The 15,349-nt window shown below is 63.6% G+C and carries 15 protein-coding genes; 7 read left to right on the top strand and 8 right to left on the bottom strand.

Annotated features, from left to right (window positions below; all coding sequences use genetic code 11):
- The first annotated feature begins 52 nt into the window (after window positions 1–52).
- The 3 genes from P3T42_RS28180 (at window position 53) to P3T42_RS28170 (ending at window position 3,616) form a co-directional block, all read left to right on the top strand.
- On the top strand, window positions 53–310 hold the full coding sequence (locus P3T42_RS28180; protein WP_074295945.1) for a hypothetical protein: 258 nt from the start codon (window positions 53–55) through the stop codon (window positions 308–310).
- A gap of 89 nt (window positions 311–399) precedes the next feature.
- On the top strand, window positions 400–1,908 hold the full coding sequence (locus tag P3T42_RS28175; protein WP_429307891.1) for a carbohydrate porin: 1,509 nt from the start codon (window positions 400–402) through the stop codon (window positions 1,906–1,908).
- 106 nt (window positions 1,909–2,014) lie between these two features.
- The gene (locus P3T42_RS28170; protein ID WP_429307890.1) at window positions 2,015–3,616 is read left to right on the top strand and encodes a gamma-glutamyltransferase family protein; all 1,602 of its coding nucleotides are present in this window, start codon (window positions 2,015–2,017) and stop codon (window positions 3,614–3,616) included.
- 25 nt (window positions 3,617–3,641) lie between these two features.
- Here P3T42_RS28170 and P3T42_RS28165 read toward each other — a convergent pair whose 3' ends face one another.
- Both P3T42_RS28165 and P3T42_RS28160 read right to left on the bottom strand, forming a co-directional pair.
- Complete coding sequence (locus tag P3T42_RS28165) at window positions 3,642–4,400, bottom strand: GntR family transcriptional regulator (RefSeq protein ID WP_429307889.1); 759 nt, start codon at window positions 4,398–4,400, stop codon at window positions 3,642–3,644.
- The gene (locus tag P3T42_RS28160; protein ID WP_074295949.1) at window positions 4,397–5,362 is read right to left on the bottom strand and encodes a polysaccharide deacetylase family protein; all 966 of its coding nucleotides are present in this window, start codon (window positions 5,360–5,362) and stop codon (window positions 4,397–4,399) included. The genes P3T42_RS28165 and P3T42_RS28160 overlap by 4 nt, the downstream gene beginning before the upstream one ends.
- A gap of 282 nt (window positions 5,363–5,644) precedes the next feature.
- Between P3T42_RS28160 and P3T42_RS28155 the strand changes: the two genes are divergently transcribed.
- The 4 genes from P3T42_RS28155 to P3T42_RS28140 all read left to right on the top strand — a co-directional run bounded on the left by P3T42_RS28155 (window position 5,645) and on the right by P3T42_RS28140 (window position 9,970).
- Window positions 5,645–6,703, top strand: a complete 1,059-nt coding sequence (locus P3T42_RS28155; protein WP_429307888.1) for an ABC transporter ATP-binding protein — start codon at window positions 5,645–5,647, stop codon at window positions 6,701–6,703.
- 64 nt (window positions 6,704–6,767) lie between these two features.
- Window positions 6,768–8,063, top strand: a complete 1,296-nt coding sequence (locus tag P3T42_RS28150; RefSeq protein ID WP_074295951.1) for an ABC transporter substrate-binding protein — start codon at window positions 6,768–6,770, stop codon at window positions 8,061–8,063.
- Between the two features lie 85 nt (window positions 8,064–8,148).
- Window positions 8,149–9,063 (top strand): ABC transporter permease, encoded by a 915-nt coding sequence (locus P3T42_RS28145; protein ID WP_429307979.1) that lies wholly within the window; start codon window positions 8,149–8,151, stop codon window positions 9,061–9,063.
- Between the two features lies 1 nt (window position 9,064).
- A complete protein-coding gene (locus P3T42_RS28140) occupies window positions 9,065–9,970 on the top strand; it encodes an ABC transporter permease (protein WP_074295952.1) in 906 nt (301 codons plus the stop codon).
- 17 nt (window positions 9,971–9,987) lie between these two features.
- On the opposite strand, the gene P3T42_RS28135 is transcribed toward P3T42_RS28140, so the two are convergent.
- The 6 genes from P3T42_RS28135 to P3T42_RS28110 form a co-directional block, all read right to left on the bottom strand.
- A complete protein-coding gene (locus P3T42_RS28135) occupies window positions 9,988–11,307 on the bottom strand; it encodes an MFS transporter (RefSeq protein ID WP_429307887.1) in 1,320 nt (439 codons plus the stop codon).
- A 161-nt stretch (window positions 11,308–11,468) separates the two neighbouring features.
- Window positions 11,469–11,927, bottom strand: a complete 459-nt coding sequence (locus P3T42_RS28130; RefSeq protein ID WP_074297418.1) for a GNAT family N-acetyltransferase — start codon at window positions 11,925–11,927, stop codon at window positions 11,469–11,471.
- Window positions 11,928–12,065: 138 nt separating this feature from the next.
- Entirely contained in the window at window positions 12,066–13,241 is a 1,176-nt protein-coding gene (locus P3T42_RS28125; RefSeq protein ID WP_074295954.1) for a glycosyltransferase, read from the bottom strand.
- The gene (locus tag P3T42_RS28120) at window positions 13,238–14,098 is read right to left on the bottom strand and encodes a polysaccharide deacetylase family protein (protein ID WP_429307886.1); all 861 of its coding nucleotides are present in this window, start codon (window positions 14,096–14,098) and stop codon (window positions 13,238–13,240) included. Before P3T42_RS28120 ends, P3T42_RS28125 begins: the two co-directional genes overlap by 4 nt.
- A gap of 391 nt (window positions 14,099–14,489) precedes the next feature.
- A complete protein-coding gene (locus P3T42_RS28115) occupies window positions 14,490–14,678 on the bottom strand; it encodes a hypothetical protein (RefSeq protein ID WP_143788309.1) in 189 nt (62 codons plus the stop codon).
- Between the two features lie 40 nt (window positions 14,679–14,718).
- Entirely contained in the window at window positions 14,719–15,234 is a 516-nt protein-coding gene (locus tag P3T42_RS28110; RefSeq protein ID WP_429307885.1) for a lysozyme inhibitor LprI family protein, read from the bottom strand.
- Between the last annotated feature and the right edge of the window lie 115 nt (window positions 15,235–15,349).

The raw sequence follows: 15,349 nt of genomic DNA, 5'->3' as shown, positions 1-15,349 counted from the left end.
GTCACGTCTTCACACGTCGCCTGAGTTTTTCAGGCTGGACGGGGAGCAGCTTATGTTCGTCTATTCGTTTTTCAGCGCTGCCTGCAGCGCAGGGTTCGGCGCCCCGCTCCGCCGTGTCGCGGCCAGCACCGCCAAGCGGGTTGCGCGCGCCGCGCTACGGGCGGTCTACGCCGGCAATCCATTGACACCTACCGGCTACGCGATTCTGGCGATGACTGTTGTCGCCGTGGCGCTGGTCGCGCTGTTGTCCACCTGGTCTCTCGGTAACGAACTGGAGAGTGCGTTACGGGTGAGCTGGTGGTTCTCCTGAAACGGGGCAGATGCACGGCCCCTCTTTTGACACATTCGATCGATAAAACATCCAGGCGGCTACGCCGCGATAACTTCGCCCCACTCGCCATGAAAAAGAATCTGAAAACCAAACTGCTGCTGTCCAGCGGACCCTTCAGCCTGAGCCTGTTGCTGTCGCTCGGAATCGTGCCGCCGGCGCTTGCCCAGGCGAGCAGCGACGCCACGCCTGCCCCTGCGGCCGGACAAAGCGACGCCCAACCGGCGGCCCCGGCCACCGCCGACAGCGCCGCGGCCAAACCGGACGCGACGCCGCCCGCGCCGACCGGCTTTTGGGAGCGCTCAAACCTGCTCGGCGATATGGGCGGTCTGCGCCCCTGGCTCGGCAACTATGGTGTGACCGTGGGTCTGCAGGAAACCAGCGAGTACCTGAACAACCTGTCGGGCGGCACGCGACGCGGTGGCGCGTACGATGGTCTGACGCAGATCGGTATCGGCGTGGATACGCAGAAGGCCTTCGGTCTGCCAGGCGGCATCTTCAACGTATCCGGTCTGCAGATTCACGGCAGCAATCTGAGTTCGCGCGATCTTCAGACGTTGCAGGCCGCGAGCGGCATCGAGGCGAACGATGCCACGCGGCTGTGGGAGCTGTGGTATCAGCAGTCGTTGCTCGGCGGCAAGGTCGACGTCAAGGTCGGCCAGCAGAGTCTCGACCAGGAATTCATGGTGAGCCAGTACGCCGCCACGTTCATGAATGCGACCTTCGGCTGGTCGGTTCTGCCGTCCGTCGATCTGCCGGCGGGCGGTCCGGCCTATCCGCTGTCCTCGCTCGGCGCGCGTCTGCGGGTTACTCCTTCGGACAACTGGACAGTGCTGGCCGGCGTGTTCGACGGCAATCCCGCGGGCGATGGCGTGGGCGATCCGCAAACGCTAAACGCACACGGCACGAACTTCAATCTGCATGACAGCGCGTTGTTCATCGGCGAAGTGCAATACGCGCTCAACCCGGCGCCGTCCGACCCGGCTGCAGCGAAGCCCACCGGCTTGCCCGGCACCTACAAGCTCGGCTTCTGGTACGACACGCAGCAGTTTCCTGATCAGGGCTTCGACACCACCGGGCTGTCGCTCGCAAACCCGGCTAGCAACGGTATTGCGCAAAACCATCGCGGCGACTACAGCTTCTACGCCGTGGCCGATCAGATGGTCTGGCGTCCGGGCGCCGACAGCCCGCAAGCAGTGGGCGTGTTCGCCCGCATCATGGGCGCGCCCGGCGACCGCAATCTGGTGGACCTCGGCATCAATGCAGGGGTGACGCTGAAAGCGCCGTTCAAGGGCCGCGACAATGACGTCGTCGGACTGGCGGTAGGTTACGCGCAGATTGGTTCGCATGCCCAGGATCTTGCGAGCGACACCGCCGCCTACACGCCGGGCTACCCGTCGCGCAGCGCCGAGACCATCCTCGAAGCGACCTATCAGTATCAGGTCACGCCGTGGTGGCAACTGCAGGCGGATTTCCAGTATGCGTTCCGGCCGGCCGGCGGCATTCCCAATCCGGAGAACCCGTCGCAACGCATCGGCAACGAAGCGATCATGGGCCTGCGGACCAATATCACGTTCTGATGCATTGACTCGCCCGGAGACGGGCGAGTCCCTCGCTCTTTTCGCGACCTGGTTCGGCCTCTATACTCGGGACACAGAACGGCAACCCTGCCGTAGCGGAGTCCCGATGCACTCACCGAAACTCGCCTGCTCCACCGGCGGCATGGTCACCAGTCCACACGGGCTGGCAAGCGTTGCCGGTCTCGACGTATTGCGCGCCGGCGGCAATGCCATTGAAGCGGCCATCGCCATCGGCGCGGCGCTCGCCGTCACGTATCCGCATTTCACTGGTCTCGGCGGCGACGCGTTCTGGGTAATCGGCGACCGCGACGGCCTCTTGCGTACCGTATCGGGCATCGGCCAGGCGGCCGCCAGGCCACCGGCATTCGACACTGCCATCCCGCTGCGTGGAGCCGCTGCGACACTCACGAGCGCGGCGACCGTCGACACGTGGGATCAGGTCTACGCGATCAGCAAAACGTCATGGAAAGGGCAGCAGCCCTGGTCCGCGTTGTTCGACCGGGCGCTCGACTATGCGTCCAACGGTTTTCCCATCACGCCTTCGCAGCACTTCTGGCAGACCCTGCGCGCCGGAGAATTGAACGCTCTGCCCGGCTTCGCAAACACCTTTGCTCCGCAGGGCCGCATTCCTGCCGTCGCGGAACGCTTCGTCCAACCCGCGCTTGCACGCAGCCTCGAACGCATCGCCCGCTTCGGCGCCCGCGAGTTTTATGAGGGAGAACTGGCCGAGCGGATCGCACGAGGTCTGCGGGAAGCCGGTTCGCCGCTGACCCAGGCCGATCTCGCCAAAACCCGCGCACGCGACGAGCCGCCTTTACGTGTCGCCTATCGGGGCGGCGAACTGGTGAGCATGCGGCCGCCCACGCAAGGCGTCACCACCTTGCAGATCATGGGCACGCTCGAGCGCTTCGATTTCGGCTCGATCGTCGAAGGCAGCGCCGACTATTACCACCTGCTGGTCGAAGCGGTGAAATGTGCATTCATGGATCGCGACCGCTTCGTCTGCGACCCGGATTTCAAACCCGTGCCGGTCGACGACATGCTCGCGGCGGCCACCCTCGACGCGCACGCCCGCTCGATCAGCATGCACACGGCGCGTCCGTGGCCCCATCTGTTCCGCCCCGGCGACACGGTGTTCATCGGCGCCACGGATCGGCACGGCCGCAGCGTCAGCGTCCTGCAAACGGTGTATTTCGACTGGGGCAGCGGCGTGGTCGCGGGCGATACCGGCATTCTCTGGCACAACCGCGGCGCGTCGTTCAGTATCGACCCGGCGCATCACAACGCGTTACAACCAGGCAAGCGGCCGTTCCACACGCTCAACCCGGGCATGTATCTGAAAGACGGCCGCCCGCATCTGCTGTTCGGCACGCAGGGCGCGGACGGTCAGCCGCAAACGCTCGCAGCGATTCTCACGCGCCTGATCGACTATGGCATGGACCCGCTCAGCGCTCTCGCCCGTCCGCGCTTTCTGCTCGGCAAGACCTTTTCGGATACGCGCGATGCGCTCAAGCTCGAAGAGGACGCCGGCCCCGACGTGTTCGCCGCGCTGGCGGCGCGCGGTCATGACGTGAGCGCGATCCCGGCGCAGAGTCCGCTCGCGGGTCACCCCGGCGCGCTACGGATCGACGCCGACGGCTCCGCATGCGGCGCGCACGATCCGCGTAGCGATGGCCGGGCGATGGGTGTGGACGAACCAGCGCCTTGAACACAAGGTTGCGCGCGCATCCTTCCTACGCCTCGTTGGGTTGGCTCGCCTGCGCAACCTGCGCAACATGGGTAATGCCAAGCAACTGCCCGAGGCTTTTCTCCCCGGGCATGCGCGACGTTTCTATACGCTCTTCCAGTTCGCGCAGATGCGAGGTCATGCGAGCAACGGCCCCCGCGGCATCGCCCGCCTCGATGCAATCGACGATCGCCGCATGTTCGTCGTGCTCGCACGGCGCGTTGCCCGGCGCCTCGTACACCCCGACGATCAGCGAGGTGCGCGAGATCAGTTCGGTCAGATAGTTTTGCAGGATCGAATTGCCCGCCAGCGCGCCGATGCGCAAATGAAAGCAACTCGTTAGCCGCGCCCACGAGGGCTGGTCGAAGCGGTGCATCGCCTTGTGTTCTTCAGCAAGCTGCTCACGCAAGGCGCGGATATCGTGCGCACTCGCGCGCTGCACGGCAAACTGCACGAGTGCGCTCTCCAGGGCGCGACGCGCTTCGAAAATCTCCCGCGTCTCTTCGGGGGTCGGCGCCGCGATCACCGCGCCTTTGTTCGGCCGCAGCACGACGATGCCGTCGTACGCGAGCTTCTCAAGGACCCGGCGCACCACCGCGCGGCCCACGCCGAACAACTGGCAGAGCTCCGGTTCGGGCAGCTTCGTGCCGGGCGTCAGACGATGGTCCAGCACCCCGTCGAAGATCGATTGATAGATGCGGGCATCCACGTCCGCTTCGTCCTTGGCGTTTTTTCTGGCCGCCGCCGCGCCCGATTTCACGGTCATGGTGTGCCCTGGGAAGTGTCCGCGTTGCGCTCGATTTCATCCATGTGTTGCGCGATGGCGCCAGGCGTCGTCATCCAGATGTCGCCCTTGCGGCATGCCGCTTCAATATGCTGCAGCGCGCGGCGCAAATGGCGCAGCCGGTAAGGCTGCCCCACCAGATAAGGATGCAGCGCAATGCCCATTACCAGCGCCTGCGGCGCGGCGCCGCGATTCGCCTGCTCGAGCATTTCGTCGAACTGATCGACGATCATGTCGGCGAACGCATAGGCGTCCATTTGCCGGCCCACCAGCATCGGCAGGTCGTTGAGTTCCTGTGGATAGGGGATGGCCCATAGCGGCCCATTACGGGTCGCCATCCGCACGGGGCGGTCGTCGTGACACCAGTTCAGCGTGTAGCGATAACCGGTCTGCGCGAGCAGATCCGGCGTCAGGTGCGACTCGGAGATCCACGGCGAAAGCCAGCCTGCAGGCAGCACGCCGCTTTCCGCCGCGATCCGTTCCCGGCAATGCAGCAGCAGTTCGCGCTCGCCCTGTTCGTCGAGCTCGCTCTGCCGGTGCGCATTCGTGTGGCCATGGCCGATCAGCTCGTCGCCGCGCGCCACGCAGGCCGCGATCAGCTCGGGGCAATGATCGTAGAGCGCCGTGTTGATCAGCGTGCCCGCCGGCATGGCGAGATCGTCGAACAGTTCGAGGCAACGCCACGCGCCCACCCGGTTGCCGTATTCGCGCCAACTGTAATTGAGCACGTCCGGCTGCGGCGAGACCGGACCGAGCGCCGCGCCGAGCCCTTCGCCAAACGCAAAGTGTTCGATATTGAAGCCGAGGTACACCGCGAGACCGGTATCGCCAGGCCAGCGGAAACCATCCGTATCGGTAATGGGCCGGTAAGCGAAGCGCCCGTGCGTGGCGATCGGCGCGCGGGCACGGTGTAACGCTTCGGGCATGTTCCGTGAGTCTGTCATTGAAGCCAGCCGTGAGTGACGGTTAGCGCTCCGCATGAACCGGTTTGGCGTCGTCATGCCCCGTGACGGACCGAAGACGCACCGCGATTGCGCAAGAACGCGGCTCAAATCGCTAACGATCCGAGCCTGCGATCGTTTGCAATATGTGAGCCAACTTGCAGACGTTAGGTGTAGCAACCTGTCGGCGATTGCCGGCCCCGATTCATCGCGCATGGCATATGTCTTGCATTTGACGGGCTTCGCACACGCTCCGCCTGTGCCGTTCACGAGGACCTCTTCTTCATGATCCAGCCTGCTTCAACCGTGCTCCACACGGAGGCCGCCGATATCGAGCTGGTCCACGTCTCGAAGCAATATGGCGACGCGCTTGCCGTGAATGCGATCGACCTGCGCATTCCGGGCGGCCAGTATTGCTGTCTGCTCGGACCGTCCGGTTGCGGCAAGACGTCGACGCTGCGCATGATCGCGGGCCATGAATCGGTCACCGAAGGCGACGTCCTGATCGGCGGGCGCAACGTTACGCGCGAAGAACCGGCGGCACGCGGCACGGCGATGGTGTTTCAGAGCTACGCGCTGTTTCCCCATCTGAGCGCGCTCGATAACGTGGCCTTCAGCCTGAAGATGCGCGGGGTCGCGAAAGACGCCCGCCGCAAGCGCGCCGGCGAACTGCTTGAACTCGTCGCCATGTCCGCTTATGCCGAACGCAAGCCCGCGCAGTTGTCGGGCGGCCAGCAGCAGCGTGTGGCGCTGGCGCGTGCCCTCCTGAACCAGCCGCGCTGTCTGCTGCTCGACGAACCGCTCTCCGCACTGGACCCGTTCCTGCGCGTGCAGATGCGCGCCGAACTGAAGCGCTGGCAAAAGGAACTCGGCATCACCTTCGTGCATGTTACGCACTCCCAGGAAGAGGCGATGGCGCTGGCCGATCTCGTCGTCGTCATGAGCCACGGCCATATCGAGCAAAGCGGCACGCCTCACGAGGTCTTCAACCGCCCACGCACCGAATTCGTGGCGCGCTTTCTCGGCGGCCACAACGTCTTCAGCACCAACGGACGCCTCTTCACGGTGCGCGCGGATCATCTGCGCGTGGTGCCGCACGGCGTCACGCCCGTGCAAACCCTCGTGGGCGAAGGCGGTCTCACGCGGATCGGCGGCGTGCCGTGCACCGTGCGCGAAGCCGAGTACCAGGGCACCCATTTGCGTATGACGCTCGTGCCGCTCGACGGCTCGCCCGAACTCGTCTCGCTGGTCAGCGACGGCGACTACGACCCCGCGCGGCTCGGTCCCGAAGCGCGCGTCGTCGTGTGGTGGAACGAGCGGGACGCTCATCCGCTCGCGGCCTAGGCCGCGCTTAACCGGTTTTCTTGCGTATCACCCTACCCAAAGAACGTCACCTGAGGAGATTGCGATGAGTGAGCAGAACGAGAGCCCGGCAGCAGCCGAACCCGAGCTGACGGACAAAGGCCTGAAGCGCCGCACGCTCATCAAGGGCGCGGTTGCGGCGGCGGGCATTGCCGGCTTCCCGTACGTGCATGCGCAGGAGAAAATCGTGCTGCGCTATCTGGGGACCGCGGTCAACCAGAGCGACGACATCGCGAAGAAGTTCAAGGAAGACACCGGCATCGAGATTCAGTACATTCCGGTCACGACCGATGACGTCGCCAAGCGCATCATCACGCAGCCCAACTCGTTCGATATCGTCGACACCGAATATTTCTCGCTCAAGAAGCTGATTCCCGCCGGCACGCTGGCCGGTATGGATGCCAAAAAAATCAAGCTGGCCGACAAGATCACGCCGGTGCTGACCAAGGGCGAAGTGAACGGCAAGAAGATCGGCGATCAGGGTACCGCGCCGAAGAAAGTGATGTTCCTGACGGGTCCGCGCTCCACGGAATTTTCCGCCACTCCGACCGAGTGGATGACGCTGATCCCCACCACCTATAACGCCGACACGCTCGGCATTCGTCCGGACCTGATCAAGCGCCCCATCAATAGCTGGGCCGAGTTGCTGAATCCCGAGTTCAAGGGCAAGGCCGCCCTGCTCAACATTCCCGCAATCGGCATCATGGATTCGGCCATGGCCATCGAAGCCATGGGGCACGTCAAGTACGGCGACAAGGGCAACATGACCAAGGCCGAGATCGATCAGACCATCAAGATCCTGATCGAGGCCAAGCGCTCCGGCCAGTTCCGCGCCTTCTGGAAAGACTTCAACGAGAGCGTCAACCTGATGGCTTCGGGAGAAGTGGTGATCCAGTCGATGTGGTCGCCGGCCGTCACGAAGGTGCGCACCATGGGCATCGCCTGCAAGTTTCAGCCGCTCAAGGAGGGGTATCGCTCGTGGGCCTCGGGCTTCGCTTTCCCGCGCTCGCTGCAGGGCCGCAAGCTCGACGCCGGGTATGAGTTCGTCAACTGGTTCCAGGACGGCTGGGCCGGCGCCTACCTGATGCGCCAGGGCTACTATTCGGGCGTGCTCGAGACCGCGAAGACGCACATGCAACCCTATGAATGGGACTACTGGATCGAAGGCAAGCCGGCCGCGCAGGACATCCATGCGCCGGACGGCCAGTTGCTGGAGAAGGCCGGCACCGTGCGCGACGGCGGCTCGTACAACGAACGGATGGGCGCGATTGCCTGCTGGAACGCGGTGATGGACGAGAACATCTACATGGTCCAGAAGTGGAACGAGTTCATCGCGGCATAGTTCGCATACCTGCATGAATCAGGCGGTGCTTGCCGGCGCATGGCGCACCGGTAAGCACCGCTTTCCCGACGACGGATATCCCGCCATGGCATCGATCGAGCTTTCCAATCGCGCGCAAGCTGCACCGGCACGGCAGCGGCGTGCGCCGGCGTGGCTGCAGGCAACCCCGCTTACGCTCACATTCCTGCTGTTTTTCATCGTGCCGCTCGTCATCACGCTGATCGTCAGCTTCTGGGATTACAACGAGTATCAGATCATCCCCGCCTTCACGCTGAAAAACTACAAGGCGATTTTCGACGGCTGCTCGTCGATGACGGACATGTGCGTCACCTTCAAGACCTACCTGTCCACGCTCAAGTTCTGCGCGATCGTCTGGGCGGTCACGCTCGTGCTCGGCTTTTCGATTGCCTATTTCCTCGCCTTCCACGTACGCACGACGGCGATGCAGACCGTCCTGTTCCTGATCTGCACGATCCCCTTCTGGACCTCGAACGTGATCCGCATGATCTCGTGGATCCCGCTGCTCGGCCGCAACGGCCTCGTCAACCAGGCGCTGCTCGGCGCGCATGTGATCGACCAGCCGCTCGAATGGCTGCTGTATTCGAACTTCTCGGTGGTGCTCGCCTTCGTGCACCTCTACACGTTCTTCATGATCGTGCCGATCTTCAACGCGATGATGCGCATCGACCGGTCGCTACTCGAAGCCGCGCGCGATGCCGGCGCAAGCGGCTGGCAGGTGATCCGCGACGTGGTGCTGCCGCTCTCCAAAACCGGTATCGTAATCGGCTCGATTTTCGTGATCACCATCGTGATGGGCGATTTCCTGACGGTCGGCGTGATGGGCGGCCAGCAGATCGCCTCGGTCGGCAAGATCATCCAGGTGCAGACGGGCTACCTGCAGTTCCCGGCCGCCGCGGCCAACGCGATCATCCTGCTCGCCGTGGTGTTGATGATTGTGTGGGGTTTGACGCGGGTAGTCGACATCCGCAAGGAGCTGTGACATGCAGGCCATCCGCCGCAAGCATCGCGAACGCCGGCCCGCCAGTTTCTACTGGCTGGCTCTCCTGTTCGGGCTGTTCGTGCTGTTCCTGTACGGCCCCGTGATCACCATCTTCATCCTGTCGTTTCAGGGACCGGAAGGCGGCCTCACCTTCCCGATGCGCGGCGTCTCCCTGCACTGGTTCGCGGTACTGCGCCAGGGCGTGGGCGATATCGACATCTGGGGGGCGTTCGCGCGTTCCGTGCGCCTCGCGCTGGCCGTGACGGTGCTGACCGTGCTGTTCTCGGTGGCGGCGGGCCTTGCGTTTCGCAAGCGCTTTCGCGGCGACACCGCCGTATTTTACGTGTCGGTGGCGAGTCTGATCATGCCTTCGATCATCGTGTCGCTCGGCATCGGCCTCACCTTCCGTCTGCTCGATAGCGGCGTCAAATATCTGGCCACTGCGTGGGGCAATCAGTCGTTCGCGGACAACTATTCCACTTCGATGGGGCTGTTCACCTCGGCGCTCGGCGCGCACCTGACGTGGACCCTGCCGTTCGGACTGCTGGTGATGTTCGCGGTGTTCAACCGCTTCAATCCCGCCTACGAAGAAGCGGGACGCGATCTGGGCGCGACGCCGTGGCAAAACTTCCGGCATATCGTGTTGCCGATCATCGGGCCTTCCGTGATCGGCGTGGCGATGTTCGGCTTCACGCTCTCGTGGGACGAGATCGCCCGCACATCACAGGCTATCGGCGATCAGAACACCTTGCCGCTCGAACTGCAGGGGCTCACCACTTCCGTTACGACGCCGGTGATTTACGCGCTCGGCACGATGACTACCGTGTTGTCGCTGACCGTGATGGTGAGCTGTCTGCTCGCCGTGCGCTGGTTGACCCGCAGGCGGCTTGCCGCGGCCATGCGCTAGTGCCAGCGTCTGCCTCCCTAGCCCAGCTTGGCCTGCAACTCAGCCGCCCCACCCCGGCGATACAGCACCAGCGTGGCGAAGAAGCCGCATAAGGCCGCGAAGATCAGCCAGTAAGCCGGCGCCGCTTTATCGCCGGTCATCTCGATCAGGAAGGTCGAGACAGCGGGCGTAAAACCGCCGAACAAGGCCGTGGCGAGACTATAGGCGAGCGAGAAACCGGCGACCCGCACCTCCACCGGCATCACCTCCGTGAGGGCCGCAACCATCGCACCGTTATAGACGCCGAAGAAGAACGAAAAATACAGCAGCACGGTCAGCATGCGCAGGAAGCTAGGCGCATGCGCGAGCCATTCCAGCGCAGGATAGGTGGTGACGATGGCGAGTGCCGAAATGAACAACAGCAAGGGCCGGCGGCCGATGCGATCCGAAATCGCGCCGCCGACCGGCAGCCAGATAAAGTTCGACACCCCCACCAGCAGCGTGACGACCAGCGCATCCGCGGTGCTTAGATGCAGCACCGCGCGGCCGAAGGTCGGTGTATAGACGGTGATCAGGTAGAAAGTGGTGGTTGTCATCGCAACCATCATCATGCCGGCGACCACCGTCTGCCAGTTGGTCAGCATCGAGCGGAACACTTCGGAGGTGGCCGGATGATGGCGGCGCGTCTGGAACTCCGCGGTTTCCTGCAGCGAGCGGCGCAGCACATAGAGAAACGGTACGATCATGCAACCGATCAGGAACGGCAAACGCCAGCCCCAGGCGCCGATTTGCGGCGGCGTGAGCAACAGGTTCAGCGCGTAGCCGAGCGCGGCCGCCACCACGATAGCCACCTGCTGGCTAGCCGACTGCCAGGCGGTGTAAAAGCCCTTCTTGCCCGGCGTGGCCATTTCCGCCAGATACACCGACACGCCGCCGAGTTCGGCCCCCGCCGAAAACCCCTGCAAGAGACGCCCGATCAACACCAGCGCCGGCGCCAGCAAGCCGATCGACGCATAGCCCGGCACGCAGGCAATCAGGATCGTGCCGCTCGCCATGATGGCCAGCGTGACGATCAGGCCGCGGCGCCGCCCCACCTTGTCGATATACGCGCCGAGGATGATGGCGCCCAACGGCCGCATCAGAAAACCGGCGCCGAACACGGCAAAGGTCTGCATCAGCGAGGCGAACTCGCTGGCGGCCGGGAAAAACGTCTTGGCGATGTACGTGGCGTAGAAGCCGAACAGGAAGAAGTCGAACTGTTCGAGGAAGTTGCCGCTCGTCACGCGCAGGACGGCGCCGAACTTCGAGAGATGCGGTGCGGCACCGCCAGGCGGCTGGGTCGGTTGATCGGATTGCATGTCGTCTCCTGGATCGTTTAAATACCGCTTTTTTTCATTATGGCTGATGCGTCGCCCTTAGTCTCACATATTAGTCCTCGACGAGCAGACCGCCAGCGCGCCGCTTTTCGACTGACCATTTGAGCGAGGCCTTTGGCGGCCAGCACACGCAGGATGCGGCGCTACAACGCGAGCTTGTAGCCGACATGGCTCGCGACGAAGCCAAGCTTCTCGTAGAAACGATGCGCGTCGGCGCGGCTCCTGTCGGTGGTGAGCTGGACGAGATTGCAGCCGCGCGAGCGGCACGTCGCGATGGCCCATTCGAACATCTTCTGGCCCAGCCCGGAGTCGCGGCGGTGGGCGGCGATCCGCACCGCTTCGATCTGGCCGCGCCACGCGCCCATCCGGGCAATCCCTGGGATGAACGACAGTTGCAGCGTGCCGATGACCTCGGCGCCGTCCACGACCACCACCAGTTGCTGATTGGCGTCGGCCTCGATGGCGCGAAACGCCGCGACGTAGCGCTCGTCGAGCGGCAAACCGGTGATTTCGCGCTGGCTGCCGAGTTCGTCGTCGGCCAGCATCGCGACGATGGCAGGGATGTCGGCAAGCAGCGCCGAACGGAAGACGATCTGTTCCATGTGAAAACCCAGGATGATTTGGAGTGGAAGAGCCTTGATGCGCCGCAACGCAGCGCAGGCGTCCTGCAGCGAATTATCCATCCTGGAGAGGAAAAGCGTATTGCGGGCCGACACCGGGCGGTGTCGGCGCCAACCTGCTTAGCCGGAGTTACGCTGAACCTTCCATTCAGCGACCGAGCCGCTGCCGGCCAAAGACGGAATGCGCACCAGGCACTCCTGATAGACCGCCTCGGTCCGCTCCACGAATGTCTGCAGCGAAAACTGCGCCACGCTCCGCGCGCGCGCCGCCATGCCTGCCAACGTAATCTCGAGCCGGTTGCCGAGCAGGCGCGCCAGCAGTTGCGCGAGGTGTTCGTGTTCGTGCGGCGCGACAATCCAGCCGTTCACGCCGGCCTCGACGTTCTCCGGCAGGCCACCCGAATCCGACACGATCACCGGCTTGCCCATCGCCATCATCTCGCGGCAGGCAAACGACAGCGTTTCGCGCTGCGACAGCACAAAGCCCACATCCAGCGCCGCCACCAGCGGCCGCACGTCGCTGAGCACGCCGGTAAAGATCACATGATCCGTCATCCCCAATGCGTCGACCCGCGCGCATTGCAGGGCGTCGGGCAAGCGCCCCGCCACCACAATGCGGATCCGCTCGCGTTGTGCAGCGGGCAGCAAGGCCACGGCCGCCACCATGTTCAGCCAGCCCTTGTTGCAGTCCGTGCCGGCGATGCTGCCCAGCACCAGCGCGTCGCGCGGCACCGCCTCGCGCCAGCGGCTGCGCAGCCTTGCGACTACTTCAGACCTGACCGGCGCAAACCGGCCCAGGTCGACACCATGATGCACGACCCACACCACCTTGGTGTCATACACGGTTTTAGCGAGGCGGCGCCGCGTGTAGTCGGATACGCAGATCACCGAATCGGTGCCGAGCTTGCCCTTCAACCAGGTGCTCAGGCCGCTGACCGGCAAATCGTTGTGCTTCGTGAAGACGATGCGCGGCCGGGTTCGCTTCAGGCCTAGCGTCGCCAGCATGACAATGCGGTGATCCGCCGAGCCGTTCACATGAACGATGTCGAAACGCTCGCGGGCGATCAGTTGCCGCAAGCGCCAGCCCGATCCGGTCATCGCGCCCAGCCGGTTGCGAAACTCGAGCGCGATCACCTCGACGCCCGCCAGCAACTGCGCGCTCGCATAAAGGCGGCTCGACTTCGGCGCCGCTACCGTCACGCGATGACGGCCCGCGAGCGCCGCGGCGAGGCTCAGAATATAGGTGGTATGGCCGCCCCCATCGCCCGCGTGGAAGTTCGTGTAGAGGATTTTCATGACCACGCTTCGTCCCGGAAGTGTCTCGCCCGTTTGAACCAGTAGTACGCCCGCCCCCACAGCGGATCCTGATAGCGGTGCAGCTTTTGCGCGAGCCATTCGGCGTCCTTGCCGTTGTCGACGAGGCGATGGATACGGTGAGGGTCGCTGCCCGGCACGTTGCGCCGCAGGTTGCGGGTCGTGTAGAGGTACTCGAATCCGGCGGCTTTGGCGGCGTCGAGATAGTCGGCGTCGAAATAGCCCTCGGGCCAGCACAGATGGCGCGAGCCCGCACCCAGACGGGCCGCCAGGATCGCCTTTGACTTCTCGATGTCCACACCGATGTTCTGGCGCTTGTGAACCGGGTCGGCGCACAACTGGTCCCAGCGGAGGTGGCTGTGCGTATGGCTATGGAATTCGAACGTGCCCGCCGCGCGCATCAAGTCGACCTCGCTCCAGCGCACCGTGACCTCGTCCGCACGACCGTCGTGAACGAGACGCTCGCATGCCTGATGCGAACGCGGCGCTTCGAGGCGCTGCGCCCCGATGGCGCGATACGGACCGTCATGCACGCGGCCGGTCACGAGAAACATGATCGCATTGAGTCCGTAACGTAAAAGAATGGGATGCGCGTGGACGTAATTGTCCAGATAGCCGTCGTCGAAGGTCAGCAAAACCGATTTGCGCGGCATAGGCGCGCCATGCAAAAAGCGCGCAAATTCATCGGCGGTGAGCGTGACATAACCGTTCTTCGCCAGCCAGCCGATCTGCGACTCGAAGTTCTCCGGCGAGATAGTCAGCGAGCCGCCCGACGATGACACGTGGTGATACGTCAGCACCGGTATCGAATTCGCAAACGATTCAGTCGTCTGTAGCATTTACTATGCAGGCCAAAAGGTGTTTTAGCGCCGGCTCATTTAAAGCGCCGATTACTTTTAAACGGAGGGATGATGTCTCTCGGCGACAGAAGGCTTGAGGCGCACTACTCGCCTGGCCGATGCCCGGGTGATGAAATGTGAATTAATATTAGAGTGAACAAACTCTGCAATCTATCGTTCGTTTGTGGAGAATTGTGTCGCATTGTCGGAGGCGCCCATCAATCTCGACAAAGGACTCATGCGTATAGCAGTGGTTTGTTCGCGCGGAGCGCAAGGGCTCGCGTTGAAAACGACGCGCGGTCCGCTGGACCGCGGTACTTGAATGGATAGCGGGCATGCAACCGCAACGATGCGCGGCGATGCGTGATGATGCGATCTGGTGCGGCTCGCCTTAAAACCGGATGGCGAGCCGCTTCAACTGGGCGACCACTTCGGCCACACTGCCGATGACGACCTTGTTGCGAAAGGCGCGCGTCACGACGATGCTCGTCATGGCGTCGTAATACCAGACGCCGACTTTGCGCCCCCCGAGTTCGACGATCCCACCGACGCTGTCAACCGGCCCATCTTCTACTGACACGACCAATCTGATCGAGGGTCCATGGCGCATACGCTGCCATTCACTTCGCGGCCGGAGTCGTGACCGGGCCGGCTGCGGCTGCCACGAGGGGATCGCTCTTCATCTGCCGCACGGCGTCTGCCGCGGACGGAGCCAGCTTCTGCTCCACCAGCGCCGCTTCGAAAGCATCGCGCTGGGCCTGTTTGGCCTGCTCATAGTCGGCATCCAGTTCGGCGATGCGCCGGTCATACCAGCTCTGTACACAAGCCTTGTCGGTACAGTTGTGCTGGCGCCAGAGCCATTGCTCGATGCGCGCGGACTCCACCGAGCGCGGATCGAGACTGGCATCCCGGGCGCGCTGGTAAGCGGTATTGAGGCGATCGTCGAGGCTGGACAGTTGCGGATCCTGGCAGACGATCGTCTCCGATGCCGACGACTTGCTCGTGCAATGGAAGCTCGCCGCCGACGCGTTACCGGCAAGCGTCGCGCACGCCGCCAGAACGCAGAACGAAAAGCTCGCCGATGGTTTGGCAAGCAACCGGGCGACGAAAGGAACAGCAGTTTTCGATTTGGACATGACTAACCCTGTACGAAGAAGTAAGCGGATAGCGGCGCGTGATGAGCGTTCTCATCGAAGATCCGCACACACAACGGGATGAGGTTCGCACGTGGGCAGAATAGTCCGCTTGAGC

The sequence above is a fragment of the Paraburkholderia sp. GAS38 genome (genome assembly GCF_050434965.1).
Lineage (GTDB): Bacteria > Pseudomonadota > Gammaproteobacteria > Burkholderiales > Burkholderiaceae > Paraburkholderia > Paraburkholderia phenazinium_A.
This window is presented reverse-complemented; position numbering and strand designations above follow the sequence as displayed.

Coding starts and splice junctions, on each gene's coding strand:
- P3T42_RS28175 (WP_429307891.1), top strand. CDS start 400: ATGAAAAAGAATCTGAAAACCAAACTGCTGCTGTCCAGCGGACCCTTC.
- P3T42_RS28125 (WP_074295954.1), bottom strand. CDS start 13,241: ATGAAAATCCTCTACACGAACTTCCACGCGGGCGATGGGGGCGGCCAT.
- P3T42_RS28135 (WP_429307887.1), bottom strand. CDS start 11,307: ATGCAATCCGATCAACCGACCCAGCCGCCTGGCGGTGCCGCACCGCAT.
- P3T42_RS28170 (WP_429307890.1), top strand. CDS start 2,015: ATGCACTCACCGAAACTCGCCTGCTCCACCGGCGGCATGGTCACCAGT.
- P3T42_RS28120 (WP_429307886.1), bottom strand. CDS start 14,098: ATGCTACAGACGACTGAATCGTTTGCGAATTCGATACCGGTGCTGACG.
- P3T42_RS28155 (WP_429307888.1), top strand. CDS start 5,645: ATGATCCAGCCTGCTTCAACCGTGCTCCACACGGAGGCCGCCGATATC.
- P3T42_RS28140 (WP_074295952.1), top strand. CDS start 9,065: ATGCAGGCCATCCGCCGCAAGCATCGCGAACGCCGGCCCGCCAGTTTC.
- P3T42_RS28110 (WP_429307885.1), bottom strand. CDS start 15,234: ATGTCCAAATCGAAAACTGCTGTTCCTTTCGTCGCCCGGTTGCTTGCC.
- P3T42_RS28165 (WP_429307889.1), bottom strand. CDS start 4,400: ATGACCGTGAAATCGGGCGCGGCGGCGGCCAGAAAAAACGCCAAGGAC.
- P3T42_RS28160 (WP_074295949.1), bottom strand. CDS start 5,362: ATGACAGACTCACGGAACATGCCCGAAGCGTTACACCGTGCCCGCGCG.
- P3T42_RS28150 (WP_074295951.1), top strand. CDS start 6,768: ATGAGTGAGCAGAACGAGAGCCCGGCAGCAGCCGAACCCGAGCTGACG.
- P3T42_RS28145 (WP_429307979.1), top strand. CDS start 8,149: ATGGCATCGATCGAGCTTTCCAATCGCGCGCAAGCTGCACCGGCACGG.
- P3T42_RS28180 (WP_074295945.1), top strand. CDS start 53: ATGTTCGTCTATTCGTTTTTCAGCGCTGCCTGCAGCGCAGGGTTCGGC.
- P3T42_RS28130 (WP_074297418.1), bottom strand. CDS start 11,927: ATGGAACAGATCGTCTTCCGTTCGGCGCTGCTTGCCGACATCCCTGCC.